The sequence below is a fragment of the Maribacter sp. ACAM166 genome, from assembly GCF_005771495.1.
In the GTDB taxonomy this organism is placed as follows: Bacteria; Bacteroidota; Bacteroidia; order Flavobacteriales; family Flavobacteriaceae; genus Maribacter.
Window position 1 is genome coordinate 20,495 of record NZ_VAUW01000029.1, and the last position, 13,168, is coordinate 33,662.

Here is a 13,168-nt window from a genome sequence, read left to right on the forward strand (position 1 = left end):
TTGTAAAAGCTTAGCATTTTAGATGAATTCAAAGGATACAAGAACCCAATTTCTGAATTTTTTCAAAGGTAAAGGACATAAAATAGTACCTTCTTCACCAATGGTCATAAAAGATGATCCAACCCTACTTTTTACAAATGCGGGAATGAATCAATTTAAAGAATATTTTTTAGGTATAAGTCAGCCTAAGAACGCTAGGGTTGTAGATACGCAAAAATGTTTAAGGGTAAGTGGTAAGCATAATGATTTGGAAGAGGTGGGTAAAGATACCTATCACCACACCATGTTCGAGATGCTTGGCAATTGGAGTTTTGGCGATTATTTTAAAGAAGAAGCAATTTCTTGGGCTTGGGAATTATTGACCGACGTTCTTAAAATAGATAAGGATAGTCTTTATGTTTCTGTATTTGAGGGTAGCAAAGATGCCGACCAATTGGAGAAGGATCATGAGGCTTATGCGTTATGGAAAAAAATTATTCCTGCGGATAGGATTATCATGGGGGATAAAAATGATAATTTTTGGGAAATGGGTGATCAAGGTCCGTGTGGTCCGTGTTCAGAAATTCATGTAGATATACGTTCAAAAGAAGACAAAGCTAAGATTTCTGGTGCGAGCTTGATTAATCAAGATCATCCGCAAGTTGTGGAGGTATGGAACCTGGTATTTATGCAGTATAACCGAAAGGCCGATGGTTCTTTAGAAGCTTTGCCTTCAAAGCATGTAGATACAGGTATGGGTTTCGAGCGTCTTTGTATGGTTTTACAGGGGGTACAATCAAATTATGATACGGATATTTTCACGCCGCTTATTCGTGAAATTGAAACCATAACTGGTTCTGTCTATGGTAAGGGTGAAGATGTTGATATCGCAATACGCGTCATTAGCGACCATATACGTGCAGTTTCTTTTTCGATTGCTGATGGTCAATTGCCAAGCAATACAGGTGCCGGTTATGTGATAAGAAGAATTCTGAGAAGGGCAGTACGATACGGATTCACGTTTTTGAATACGAAAGAGCCTTTTATGTATCGCTTGGTCAATGTACTTACCGATTCATTGGGTGATGCTTATCCAGAGTTGAAAATTCAAAAACAATTAATAGAGAACGTAATTAAAGAAGAGGAGCACTCCTTTTTAAAAACCCTTGATCAGGGGTTGGTACTTCTTGATACGATTATAGATACTACAAAAGAAAAGAAAGTTGATGGTGGTAAGGCATTTGAATTATATGACACCTTCGGATTCCCTATTGATTTAACTGCATTGATTCTTAGTGAAAAGGGATATCAACTAGACGAAGCAGGTTTTCAAACGGCTATGCAGCAACAAAAGAACAGGTCTAAATCTGCATCAGTAGTTTCAAAACAGGACTGGGAAGTTTTACAGTTTGATAATGAGCAAGAATTTGTTGGGTATGATAGGTTGGAGACTGAGGTCAAAATCACCAAATACCGAAAGATAGTATCCAAGAAAGAAGGTATCCGATATCAAATCGTGTTTAATTTGACTCCTTTTTATGCGGAAGGTGGAGGCCAGGTAGGGGATAAAGGTTATTTGGAAGATACGCATGGCGATGCGGTTTATATATTAGACACCAAGAAAGAGAATAACGAGATTGTTCATTTTGCGAAGAATTTACCAAAACATATATCCGAAAGTTTTAGAGCCGTTGTTGATGTTAAACAACGTAGTAGAACAGAAGCGAATCACACCGCAACTCATTTGTTACATCAAGCTTTACGGGAGATTCTAGGGAATCATGTGGAGCAAAAGGGTTCTTCAGTTCACTCGAAATACTTGAGATTTGATTTTTCACACTTTGCTAAACTTACTTCTGATGAATTACGCGATGTTGAGAATTTTGTAAATGCACGTATTGATGGGCAGTTGCAATTGCAGGAACAGCGAAACCTACCGATGAAAGAGGCTGTTGAAGCGGGAGCTATGGCGTTGTTCGGTGAAAAATATGGTGATGCTGTTCGTACGATTAGATTTGGACAATCAATCGAACTGTGTGGAGGTACCCATGTGAAAAATACGGGGGATATCTGGCAATTTAAAATAAAATCAGAAGGAGCCGTAGCTGCCGGTATAAGACGAATAGAAGCAATTACGGGAGATGCTGTTAAAAGCTTTCATATAGAAAATGATAAACTTCTATCTGAGATCAAGAGTGTTCTAGGAAATGCGCAGGACCCCTTAAAATCGGTTTCTGGTTTGCAGGAAGAAAATAGTAGCCTTAAAAAACAGGTCGCTCAATTTTTAAAAGACAAGGCAAAGAACTTAAAAGGGGATTTGTTGTTAGAATTAGAGGAGGTAAATGGCGTTCAATTTTTGGCCAAGACCATTGATCTAGATGCAGCAGGGGTAAAAGATTTATGTTTTGAAATGGGAAATAATAAAGATAATTTGTTCTTGTTTTTTGGTACAGAACAAAATGGAAAGGCATTATTATCTTGTTATATTTCAAAAGAATTGGTGGGTTCTAAAAACTTGAATGCAGGCACTATTGTTAGGGAGCTGGGTAAATATATTCAAGGTGGTGGAGGTGGTCAACCTTTCTTTGCTACGGCAGGAGGTAAAAATCCGGCGGGTATAAAGGAAGCGTTAGAAAAAGTCAAAGAATATCTTTAGCAGAAAGAATTCATTTGTGTAAATGATGCTACCGTATTTAATCATTGCTGACATTAAAATTTTAAGACTACCTTCAAAAGGTAGATAGATTCACTTCGGTTGCATAAATTGAATGTGCTAAATAACTTAGTAGTTTTATGAAAAAGTATTTGATACTCTTACTGGGCGTAGCTTCCTGCAATTTGGTAACCAAAGACAAAAACAATTCAGGAGTTAGTGATAATATTGAAATCACAAAGCTTACGTCTAATGATTCGGTTCGCGTTAGGGGGTATATTGAAAAATCATTCAGCACTCCCTTACATTCCTTAGAGCATCAACAATATTTAGATTCTGCTCTTGCCATTCAGCCAGATAATGCTTGGCTCTGGCAGCAAAAAGCAATGCCCTTATACAAGGCGAGAAAGTACCAGTTGGGTAAACCATTTTTGGCCAAGGCTGTTGCGCATGACCCGAAAAAATGGTTGGACTACAGCGGTTTTATGAAATGTATTTTTTCCAAAGATTACCTAAACTCGATAACCGATTTGATAAAGGCCAAAAATGAGTATGGCGATAGTTATGTAATGGATCATACCTATAATTTCTATATAGGGTTGGATTACCTGCAATTAAATGAATTCAATAAGGCGAAGGAGTTTTTAGTGAAAAGTAAAGAACAGCAATTCAAAGACTTTCCAAATGCTCTACCCCAAGAGGCTTGTCATTATTTAGATTGGTATTATTCAGGTATTGCCGATTTTGAACTTGGTAATTATCAAGAAGCAATTGTATCTTTTGATATGGCATTAAAAGGATATGATAATTTCGCTGATGCGCTTTACTTTAAGGGTAGGAGTATGACTAAGTTGGGTAATGTAGAAGAAGGTGTGGAATGGGAGAAAAAGGCATTTGAAAATGGAGATAATTCATTTAATGAGGATAATGCTATTTATGAAATCTACCCGTATCAAGTTTTTCATAAATTAAATGAAAGTGTACGCCCAAAATGAAACTTCTAACCCAAATTCCTTTATCAAAGGCAAAATACCAAATTGATTATTCAAGTCAAATAGTTCTTTTGGGTTCTTGTTTTTCTGAAAATATTGGGGATAGGTTAAATTATTTCAAGTTTCAGAATGTACAGAATCCGTTAGGTATTTTGTTTCATCCATTGGCAATTGAAAATTTAATTTTTAAGGCGGTTCATCAAGAATTATATAACGAGGAAGACGTGTTTAATTTAAACGAATGCTTTCATTGTTTTGATTCACACTCAAGTTTAAGCGATATTTCAAAAGATAAATTAGTAGCTAATTTAAATAAGGCTATTGGGCTTACACACGCTCAGCTAAAAAAAGCAAATCATATTAGTATCACGTTAGGTACAGCTTGGGTTTATCGTTCTGTGGAAAGTGGGCAAGTGGTTGCTAATTGTCATAAAGTGCCTCAAACAAAATTCACCAAAGAGTTATTGGGAGTTGGAGCTATCGTTAAAAGTTTGAAAAACATCAAATCAATGGTACGCACTATAAATCCTGATGTTCAATTTATTTTCACCGTTTCGCCTGTACGTCATCTAAAAGATGGTTTTATAGAAAATCAATTAAGCAAAGCACATTTAATTAGTGCAATACATGAAATTGTAAATCAAGAGAATGCTTCATATTTTCCAAGCTATGAAATTATGATGGATGAGTTACGAGATTATCGTTTTTATGCTAAAGATATGATACATCCTAATGCAATCGGTATAGATTATATTTGGGAAAAATTTCGTGATGTTTGGATAGATGATAAGATTTTTGATGTTATGAGTAAGGTAGGGGAGATTGAACGTGGGTTGCAGCATCGACCTTTTAATCCAACTGGAGATGCACATCAAAAATTTATAAAATCAATTCAAGAGAAAGTTACATATCTCAAGAAAACCTATCCGTTTATGAATTTTAATTTTCCAAAGGCATGAGAAAATTTTTAGCAGGGGCTCTTATAACATTAGCATTTGTATTTATTGTTCGTTCATGCAGTGGGGACAAAGCAGATAAGGCTATACTCCAAGAAAATTCTATGCTAATTCAGCAGGAAATTAACAATGTCTCTAAGTTAATAGTGACCGAAGGCCATTTTGCTGAGGTCTATAATTATAAGGATTCAAAAAAGCTTTTCGGACAATTATTACGTGCTGAAAAAAAGGCATTGGTGATCGTGAATGCCGATGTAACGGTAGCTTATGATTTAAGTGAAATTGATTATGAAATTGATGAAGCAACCAAAACACTAAGAATCAAAAATATTCCAGAACCTCAAATTAATTTGAATCCAGATTTTGAATATTACGATGTTACCGCAGATTACCTAAACCAGTTTGATGCTGGAGATTACAACAAAATAAAAAAAACGGTTAACACTTCACTTATGAAGAAAGTAGAAGCTTCTTCGCTACGTTCAAATGCAGAAAATAGGCTTATCAGTGAATTGCAGAAATTTTATATTCTCACCAATTCCATGGGATGGCGTTTAACGTATAAAGAACAAACTATTGAATCTTTAGAGGAGCTAAAGGTTATAAATCCTTAACGCCTGTTCCATTTACGGCCAACTCAATTCCGTCATCAATTAGTTGCCCTAAATTCGGTTGATCTAGCTTTATGGTTACAAGATGATGTTCAATACTTTTTGCTAAATTTTCGTCTTTGCTTTTAAGGGCTAATTCATAGATCTCGATAGGTAATAACCAGTCCGTTGAATGTTTTTCCCGAATTTCTTGAAACACCTTAGTTCTAGAAATAATAGTATTTTTTCCTTCTCTAAAATCACGTATTAGTTTGTAATACGCTTCGAGTTCATTTAAATCGTCATTATCCTTACTTTCAAAACCACTACTTAAAGTATGGTCTATTAAATCAAAACTCTTTAAATCTGCCGGGCCGTGATAAGCGGAAACAATTTCTTCGCCAATTGCCATATTGTATGGGTCTTGATTCGATTCGAAAAGCACGTTGTTTTGGTAGGTGACTTTGCAATTTTCAAAAGTGATAAGAATGATGCGACCTTGTAAATTTCGTGTGCCTGTGATTATTTTTCCTGTTACGTTTATGCCTCCGGTAAAGTCTAGCGATACAATTTCTCCTTCATAAATTTTGTAAGCTTTAAGGTCACGCGGACTCATTTCTTCAATGGGTAAATTGATTCCTTTGAGCCTGCCAATAGGTGAGCCGAACCCTGTTTCATGTCGATTAATATCTTGGCCGACCAGTTCTTGTTCTCGGTAGGCAAGAGCAGATTTTCCTTTGGTCTGAAAATAAATAGGTTTGCCTTCATGTGAAATGAGCGATTCGAAGTTACCGGATACTTGCAGCCCAGTACTAAGTTCTATAGTGCCCAGTTCGTTAGAATTAATCAACTTTTGCAAGCCGCTAAGTCCGCCCGTTCGAAGTGCCATAGTATTAGCAAAATCTTCTAATACCTGACTTAAAAAAGCAAAGTCTGGCGTTACGAATAGTTGAGGTTGTGGTTTCGTGATATCAAAAGATATCTTTGCCGCTTCTAAAGAGTAGGGTAGTTTTTTTACTTTATCGGTCATACACCCTTGGCTTTCCCCAATGGAAGATAAAAGGCCTGCTCCATATATTTTCGGTTTTTCTATCGTCCCTATGAGTCCGTATTCAACGGTCCACCAATGAAGATTACGTATGAGGGCCATTTCACTTGGCACTCCCATATTTTCTTGTAGATATTCTATATGCTTTTCAGACGTATCGATGTCTTGTTGGTTGGTTCCTTTAGCTTCTTTTATAATAGATAAATGACGTACGGCTTCATACAGCTCAAAATCTTTAGTACTCGATATTGCTTTACAGCCAATCTCTCCAAATCGTCTCAGGTATGCTGCATACTCTGGGTTTCCAATAATAGGCGCATGACCTGCACCTTCATGAATAATATCTGGTGCCGGTGTGTAGGCTATGTTTCCCAATTGCCGAATATCAGAAGCAATGACCAAAACATTATACGCCTGAAATTCCATAAAAGCCGCAGGAGGAATAAATCCATCTACCGCTACAGCTGCCCAGCCTAAATCCTTAAGAATTCGGTTCATGCCATACATGTTAGGAATGTTGTCGATAGAGATGCCTGTTTTTTTTAATCCTTCCGTATAAGACTTATGAGCAACTCGACTGAGGTAGGCCACATTCTTACGCATCACATAACGCCATACTGCTTGGTCAATAGGCGTATAGTCCTCATAATTTTGAGGTTTTATATATTGTCGTAAATGCTTCGGTAGCTTATCCAAAATAGGATTACTCTCATAACCTGTACTGTTCATGTGCTCAATCTTTTTTGCCATATGCTAATTAGGCTAAATGTTTTTCATCAAAGTATTTTTAGTGCAGCTTTAAAACAGGTAAAATTGTTTTGTTTTGTTTTAGAGGATACATTTGTACTTTGTTTCAATTAAATATAATAAAATAGGACTGATTGTGTGTTGTTATTAATTAAATTAGTAAAAATGACTTTTATAATGACTTATATAAGGAATATGTCTTTAGTAGCGGTCTTTTAAATCGAATTAACAGGAAAAAGTATGGCAGATAAACTCGATCATATTGATAGGGAAATTTTAAAAATCTTACAAAAGGATGCGAAAACAGTTGCGAAATCTATTGCCCAAGAATTAGGGATAACAAAGACACCGGTTTATGAACGTATTAAACGTTTAGAACAGGAGGGATTCATTAAGAATTATGTTGCCATCTTGGATAAGGAAAAAATAGAGGAAAGCATTACCGTTTTCAGTTTCGTTTCTTTGGAGACACAGAAAGGAGCAATGATGGATGAGTTTTTTGAGGATGTTAAGAACTATCCAGAAGTTACCGAATGTTTTGTGGTCGGTGGTGAATTTGATTTCCTTTTGAAAGTAGTGGTCAAGAATCTAGATGCATATTATACCTTTGCCAAGGTTAAAATAGCTTCACTGCCCAGTATTGGAAGTGTGAAAAGTGCATTCGTTTTAAATGAGGTCAAGAACGATACGATTTTTCCGTTGTTATGAAAAAAGAGCTAGTTATAAATTGATTTATAAGTAGCTCTTACTATTTATGTTGTCCGAAATTATTTTGTAGCGATTACGTTTGGAGGATACTGCTCTAATATTTGAGATACAAATTCAGTAATGCGCTGTTCTTTCTTAGCGACATTACTAGTATTTGATAGTGTGCCTTCACCTTTGCCTTGCCAGACTAATTCATTGGTCTTATTGTCTATTAAGTCTATGTAAAGCGAGCCTTGGGTGCTTGTGCTAACTCCCGAACCACCGCCCCAACCAAATCCAGGACCCCAAGCCCATGGGTTGTAACCCCAACCCCAGGCACCGCCCCAACCATAATTATTGTTGTATACATCGACCCTTTCTTGCTCTTTGGTGAAAATACTTACCAGTACATCTGGATTTTCGGATTTCACAAAACCTCTTGAACTCATTTCTACTTCAATAGCACGTAGAATACGTTTTTTGTCTAAATCTGATATTTGGGCTTTATCAATACCTGTTTTGTAAAAAGCATACGAAGTGTACCCTTTAAAATCTGCTTTTTGGTCATAATCAGATAATACATTTATCGATGAACACGAAGTGATGAAGACTAAAAGTAAGAGTGGTAGGCCTAAGAATTTAATTTTTTTCATAACGTTAAATCTTTTAAGTACTTGATTTTCTGTGTAAATTAATTACAATAATCATGCCGAAGCACTAAGGGGATGCTATTGTCGATTCGTTTTTGCATCATAACCATATGGGCAATGTCTACATCCGCTTTCACAACAATATCCTCTTTTTAAATGGTACTGTTCAGTAAAAACTCTAAAGCCATTTTCAGACCAATAAAAATCGCCTTCTTCTAAAGGAATAATTTCTTTCATTAAATTAATGATGTTTGATGGAATAAAGTTAATTTTTTCTGTTGATAACCTGAAAATATATAATTATAAAGCCTAGTTAACTAAAGCTTACGTAGGTTTTTGACGTTTGAACGGTTTTGTTGGCAACAAAAACCAGTAGTTTTCATTCAATTTATTTTTGGCCTTATCTTTGTAATATACAGACCAAAGTGAATCTATGATATTGGTTTTTAGACATTTCTTCTATAAAAATTACGTAGGTCTGTCCTTGTGGCCGTTTATTTTTTTGAAAAACGGAAGCTTAAGGCAAGATGATGTTTTAATCAATCATGAGAAAATTCACCTAAGACAACAACAAGAATTATTGATTTTGCCATTTTATATGCTGTACCTAACAGAATGGTTGTTGCGAACAGTTTGGTATTTAGATTCTTATAGGGCCTATCAAAATATTAGTTTTGAACGAGAGGCTTACTCACATGAGCATGAGTTAGGATATTTATCTAAAAGAAAATCGTTTAGCTTTATTAAATATCTTTGCCGTTAAAATACAATCTGTTTGCAAAGTAAGAGCCAAATTGTACAATTACCGTTATTGACTGAAAAGCAAATATCCCTTGTTGTAAAACGAGAAGATTTAATACACCCTTTTATATCTGGTAATAAGTATAGAAAACTGAAGTATAATCTATTGGAAGCAAAGAAGCGTGGACATAGTGCCATTCTAACTTTTGGTGGTGCTTTCTCTAATCACATAGCAGCCACTGCTTTTGCGGCTAACGAAAAAGGATTCAATTCTATCGGAGTGATACGAGGAGATGAGTTAAAAGATTCATGGCATCATAATACAACTTTGCGAAAAGCACATGAAGATGGAATGGTCTTTAAATTTGTGAGTAGACAAGATTATCGTTTAAAGGAAGACGCTTCATTTTTATCGGAACTGAAAAATGAGTTTGGTGAATTTTATTTGGTACCAGAAGGAGGAACAAACAATTTTGCTGTTAAAGGTTGCGAGGAAATTCTCACTAAAGAAGATGAAGAATTTGATTTTGTTTGCGCTAGTGTAGGTACAGGTGGGACAGTATCTGGATTAATAAATTCTTCTTTTTCACATCAAGCAGTGTTAGGATTTTCTTCCTTAAAGGGTGATTTTTTAGAGAAAGACATTCGAAGTATGGCTAAAAATAAGCGCTGGAAGTTGATGTCTGACTACCATTTTGGAGGTTATGCAAAGATTTCGCAAGAACTAGTTTGTTTTATTAATGACTTTAAAGAAAAGACGAACATTCCATTAGATCCAGTTTATACAGGAAAAATGATGTTTGGGTTGCTTGACATGATTATGCGTGATAGTTTTGTAAAAGGAACAAAAATAGTAGCTATTCATACAGGTGGTACACAAGGTATTGCTGGCATGAATAGTGTGCTGAAAAAGAAAAATTTATCTTTACTGGATATATGAAAAAGAAAATAGTAGTGCTTTTAATAATTGGGATATGCTTTGCATCCTGTAAATCTAAAAAAGCATACTCCGATAAGTTGCGAACTAAAAATGTGCTTTCTGAACGGAATAAATTTAAACCTGCTAACTCTGGTAAGGATGGCGAGGTGAATTTGCCAAACGAACCATCAAAGTTTATTTCGTTTAGAATTGAGTCAGTTTCAGAGTATATTGAAACATTTGCAGAGACAGCACAATTAGAGATGGTGGGTTATGGAATACCGGCGAGTATTACGTTGGCACAAGGTCTGTTAGAAAGTGGCAATGGTAAAGGCGAACTGGCCATGAAAACGAATAATCATTTTGGTATAAAGTGTCATAAAGGCTGGGAGGGAGACTATGATTTTCACGATGATGATGAAAAGGGAGAATGTTTTAGAAAATACAACCATCCCATGTATTCGTTTAGAGATCATAGCGTATTTTTAACAACTCGTTCTAGATATGCTTTTCTATTTAATTTAAAACATACCGATTACAAGGGCTGGGCTAAAGGTCTCAGAAAGGCAGGGTATGCTACAGATCCTAGGTATCCACAAAAACTCATCTATCTTATAGAAAAAAACGGACTTCATAAATACGATAGGCAAGTCAAAAAAGCTGGTTATGATAGGCAAACTGTAATGGCCACAGAATCTGACAAGATGCATACAGTTGAAAAAGGGGATACTTTGTATTCATTATCGAGAAAATACTATATGCCCGTTAATGAAATCATGCAGTTAAATAAGTTACGCAGTTCAAACTTATCCATCGGCCAGCGTATTAAGGTGAAAATTAGCAATATCAATTAGAAGGAATGATTTATCAAAGAAGTAGTGCCCTGTTTGCAGAGGCTAAGAAATATATACCTGGTGGAGTGAATTCTCCTGTAAGAGCATTTAAAGCAGTTGGTGGAGATCCCATTTTTGTGAAGAAGGCTAAAGGAGCTTATCTATATGACGAGGACGGAAATAAACTAATCGACTATATAGCCTCTTGGGGTCCTTTAATTTTGGGTCATGCGTACGGGCCTGTTATAGACGCAGTAATCGATAAGGCACGAAAGGGTACCTCTTTTGGTATGCCTACAGAAATTGAGACCAAATTGGCGAAATTGGCGATTTCTATGGTGCCTAATATGGATAAAATAAGGTTTGTAAATAGTGGTACCGAAGCTTGTATGAGTGCGGTGCGTTTGGCTAGAGGGTACACTGGTAAGGACAAAATAATCAAGTTTGCTGGTTGTTATCATGGTCATTCAGATTCATTTTTGATAGAAGCAGGTAGTGGAGCAGTAACATTCGGTAGTCCAAATAGTCCAGGGGTAACGCAAGGAACAGCAAAAGATACACTGTTAGCAACGTATAATGATTTGAAAGATGTTGAAACGTTAGTGGAAGCAAACAAGGGGGAAATAGCTGCTATTATCATAGAGCCAATTGCTGGGAATATGGGATGTATTGTTCCATCAGATTCATTTATGAAAGGCTTACGCAAGCTTTGCACCAAAGAAAGTGTATTGTTAATTTTCGATGAGGTTATGACCGGCTTTCGCTTGGCAAGAGGCGGTGCACAAGAGGTTTTAAATATTAAAGCAGATATTGTAACCTACGGGAAAGTTATTGGTGGAGGTTTACCGGTTGGTGCTTTTGCAGCCAAAGCTGAAATCATGGATTATTTAGCACCGGATGGGCCTGTTTACCAAGCAGGTACTTTAAGTGGCAATCCATTGGCGATGAGTGCCGGTTTGGCGATGTTGACAGCATTGAACAACAATCCAGAGGTGTTTCAAAGTTTAGCGGATAAAACCGAATATTTGCATAAAGGCATTGCAGAAGTGCTAACAGAGAAAGGAGTTGCTCATCAAATCAATAGGTTTGGGAGTATGATTTCGGTACATTTCACCGATAATCCGGTGATAGATTTTGCTTCTTCGGCAAAAGGGGATAATGAAACCTTCAAGACCTATTTTCATGGTATGTTAGATAAAGGAATTTACTTGCCACCTAGTGCCTTTGAAAGTTATTTTCTAAATGATGCGTTGAGCTATGCTGATTTAGATACTACCGTAGCGGCACTGAAACAGATAAAATTCTAGACTTTTTAGAAGTTAATTTTTTAAATTTTTGGAAGTAGCCAAAGCGATAACTCTACCCTCGCTTCCTACAGCGTTATAAAAATGATATACAGTTCCGTTCCATTTAATAACCCAAGGTTTATGGGCGTACTCTTGGTCAAAATGTTCTGAAGGAGATATAAGGTCTGGACCTTCCCAATCGGTCCAATTGATTAAATCATAGGAGCAAGCAAACCGTTCGAAGGCATTAGGCTTCCAAAAGGCACCAAAATAAAAAATGATATAAAGGTCATTGTACTTGGCTATTTGAGCATCACCACAAATTCCTTTACCTCTGCTAATGATTGGATTATTTCCAAAACGTTTCCATTGGGTCATATCATTAGAAACAGCCATATCTATACTCTCAAAATCATACGAACCTTTGGCATTATAATACATTACGTAAGGATAGCCCGTATTTAGCATGCTGTCTTTTATCACTAGACTTTTATAAATGATCTTATCCTTAAACCAGCGTGCATCTTTATCTTTTGGAGATAGTACTGGTTCATTTAATGTTTTCCAATTCTCTGCTTGTGAAACAGTATTTGACTTCGCCAAACCAATTTTTAATGTTCCTGCTTCATAACCCGTGCTGTTTCCCCCAAGATAAGACATCCAATCAACTCCATCATATTTTTCTACTTCATAGTTACCTCCCCAATCATAATTTACAAGGGCAACATAACCTGCTTTTTGATTTGCGTCCCAGGTGTTCTCAGTAAAAGAAAGAATTTTCCCTTTTGAATTCCATTCTAGTAAATCGTTACTTTCTGCCAGCCAGGTTTCGTAACCTTGACCATCAAAAACAATATAGGTCATAAACCACATATCGTTTTTCCTGTAAATTGTTGGAGAGTCGATTAATTTAGTACTGTCAGGATGTTTTAAAACAATACTATATTTAAATGGAGTTTTCACTTCTTGCATCTTTTCGGGACTTACCATTTTGCCAGGGTGTTCTGCTTTTTTTTGTAGGAAGTGTAGGTGACCATTGTAATGGTACTAACGAAGACGGTTAAATAAAAACCTATTTTTGATAACG

13 protein-coding genes are annotated in these 13,168 nt (G+C 36.2%); 9 read left to right on the top strand and 4 right to left on the bottom strand.

The features are described 5' to 3' along the window. Positions 1–22: 22 nt before the first annotated feature. The 4 genes from alaS to ES765_RS16105 all read left to right on the top strand — a co-directional run bounded on the left by alaS (position 23) and on the right by ES765_RS16105 (position 5,194). Positions 23–2,635 carry an alanine--tRNA ligase gene (alaS, locus tag ES765_RS16090; RefSeq protein ID WP_138115333.1) on the top strand — a complete coding sequence of 871 codons (2,613 nt, stop codon included), beginning with the start codon at positions 23–25 and terminating at the stop codon, positions 2,633–2,635. A 137-nt stretch (positions 2,636–2,772) separates the two neighbouring features. After that, positions 2,773–3,627, top strand: a complete 855-nt coding sequence (locus tag ES765_RS16095) for a tetratricopeptide repeat protein (RefSeq protein ID WP_138115334.1) — start codon at positions 2,773–2,775, stop codon at positions 3,625–3,627. Further along, positions 3,624–4,583, top strand: coding sequence for a GSCFA domain-containing protein (locus tag ES765_RS16100; protein ID WP_138115335.1), 960 nt, complete (start codon positions 3,624–3,626; stop codon positions 4,581–4,583). The genes ES765_RS16095 and ES765_RS16100 overlap by 4 nt, the downstream gene beginning before the upstream one ends. Then, on the top strand, positions 4,580–5,194 hold the full coding sequence (locus ES765_RS16105) for a DUF4230 domain-containing protein (RefSeq protein WP_138115336.1): 615 nt from the start codon (positions 4,580–4,582) through the stop codon (positions 5,192–5,194). Before ES765_RS16100 ends, ES765_RS16105 begins: the two co-directional genes overlap by 4 nt. Here ES765_RS16105 and ES765_RS16110 read toward each other — a convergent pair. After that, entirely contained in the window at positions 5,181–6,968 is a 1,788-nt protein-coding gene (locus ES765_RS16110) for an aromatic amino acid hydroxylase (RefSeq protein ID WP_249356520.1), read from the bottom strand. The genes ES765_RS16105 and ES765_RS16110 overlap by 14 nt on opposite strands. A 237-nt stretch (positions 6,969–7,205) precedes the next feature. Here ES765_RS16110 and ES765_RS16115 point away from each other — a divergent pair, with 237 nt between their 5' ends. Continuing rightward, a complete protein-coding gene (locus tag ES765_RS16115; RefSeq protein WP_138115337.1) occupies positions 7,206–7,673 on the top strand; it encodes an Lrp/AsnC family transcriptional regulator in 468 nt (155 codons plus the stop codon). A gap of 59 nt (positions 7,674–7,732) precedes the next feature. Here ES765_RS16115 and ES765_RS16120 read toward each other — a convergent pair whose 3' ends face one another. Together ES765_RS16120 and ES765_RS21825 are read right to left on the bottom strand one after the other, a co-directional pair. Next, entirely contained in the window at positions 7,733–8,305 is a 573-nt protein-coding gene (locus ES765_RS16120) for a DUF4136 domain-containing protein (protein ID WP_138115338.1), read from the bottom strand. A gap of 75 nt (positions 8,306–8,380) precedes the next feature. Then, positions 8,381–8,539 carry a DUF5522 domain-containing protein gene (locus tag ES765_RS21825; RefSeq protein WP_171017326.1) on the bottom strand — a complete coding sequence of 53 codons (159 nt, stop codon included), beginning with the start codon at positions 8,537–8,539 and terminating at the stop codon, positions 8,381–8,383. Between the two features lie 265 nt (positions 8,540–8,804). Between ES765_RS21825 and ES765_RS16125 the strand changes: the two genes are divergently transcribed. The 4 genes from ES765_RS16125 to hemL are packed head-to-tail and all read left to right on the top strand — an operon-like array spanning position 8,805 to position 12,102. Then, on the top strand, positions 8,805–9,065 hold the full coding sequence (locus ES765_RS16125; protein WP_317131433.1) for a hypothetical protein: 261 nt from the start codon (positions 8,805–8,807) through the stop codon (positions 9,063–9,065). A gap of 12 nt (positions 9,066–9,077) precedes the next feature. After that, a complete protein-coding gene (locus ES765_RS16130; protein ID WP_138115340.1) occupies positions 9,078–9,983 on the top strand; it encodes a 1-aminocyclopropane-1-carboxylate deaminase/D-cysteine desulfhydrase in 906 nt (301 codons plus the stop codon). Beyond that, positions 9,980–10,816 (top strand): glucosaminidase domain-containing protein, encoded by an 837-nt coding sequence (locus tag ES765_RS16135; protein WP_138115341.1) that lies wholly within the window; start codon positions 9,980–9,982, stop codon positions 10,814–10,816. Before ES765_RS16130 ends, ES765_RS16135 begins: the two co-directional genes overlap by 4 nt. A gap of 5 nt (positions 10,817–10,821) precedes the next feature. After that, a complete protein-coding gene (hemL, locus tag ES765_RS16140; protein WP_138115342.1) occupies positions 10,822–12,102 on the top strand; it encodes a glutamate-1-semialdehyde 2,1-aminomutase in 1,281 nt (426 codons plus the stop codon). A gap of 12 nt (positions 12,103–12,114) precedes the next feature. Here hemL and ES765_RS16145 read toward each other — a convergent pair whose 3' ends face one another. Next, on the bottom strand, positions 12,115–13,071 hold the full coding sequence (locus ES765_RS16145; RefSeq protein WP_138115343.1) for a glycosylase: 957 nt from the start codon (positions 13,069–13,071) through the stop codon (positions 12,115–12,117). Positions 13,072–13,168: the final 97 nt, after the last annotated feature.

What these genes read in the sequence shown, in the direction of transcription:
- hemL (WP_138115342.1), top strand. Translation starts at nt 10,822, where the DNA reads ATGATTTATCAAAGAAGTAGTGCCCTGTTTGCAGAGGCTAAGAAATAT.
- ES765_RS16110 (WP_249356520.1), bottom strand. Translation starts at nt 6,968, where the DNA reads ATGGCAAAAAAGATTGAGCACATGAACAGTACAGGTTATGAGAGTAAT.
- ES765_RS16145 (WP_138115343.1), bottom strand. Translation starts at nt 13,071, where the DNA reads ATGGTAAGTCCCGAAAAGATGCAAGAAGTGAAAACTCCATTTAAATAT.
- alaS (WP_138115333.1), top strand. Translation starts at nt 23, where the DNA reads ATGAATTCAAAGGATACAAGAACCCAATTTCTGAATTTTTTCAAAGGT.
- ES765_RS21825 (WP_171017326.1), bottom strand. Translation starts at nt 8,539, where the DNA reads ATGAAAGAAATTATTCCTTTAGAAGAAGGCGATTTTTATTGGTCTGAA.
- ES765_RS16120 (WP_138115338.1), bottom strand. Translation starts at nt 8,305, where the DNA reads ATGAAAAAAATTAAATTCTTAGGCCTACCACTCTTACTTTTAGTCTTC.
- ES765_RS16095 (WP_138115334.1), top strand. Translation starts at nt 2,773, where the DNA reads ATGAAAAAGTATTTGATACTCTTACTGGGCGTAGCTTCCTGCAATTTG.
- ES765_RS16115 (WP_138115337.1), top strand. Translation starts at nt 7,206, where the DNA reads ATGGCAGATAAACTCGATCATATTGATAGGGAAATTTTAAAAATCTTA.
- ES765_RS16100 (WP_138115335.1), top strand. Translation starts at nt 3,624, where the DNA reads ATGAAACTTCTAACCCAAATTCCTTTATCAAAGGCAAAATACCAAATT.
- ES765_RS16135 (WP_138115341.1), top strand. Translation starts at nt 9,980, where the DNA reads ATGAAAAAGAAAATAGTAGTGCTTTTAATAATTGGGATATGCTTTGCA.
- ES765_RS16105 (WP_138115336.1), top strand. Translation starts at nt 4,580, where the DNA reads ATGAGAAAATTTTTAGCAGGGGCTCTTATAACATTAGCATTTGTATTT.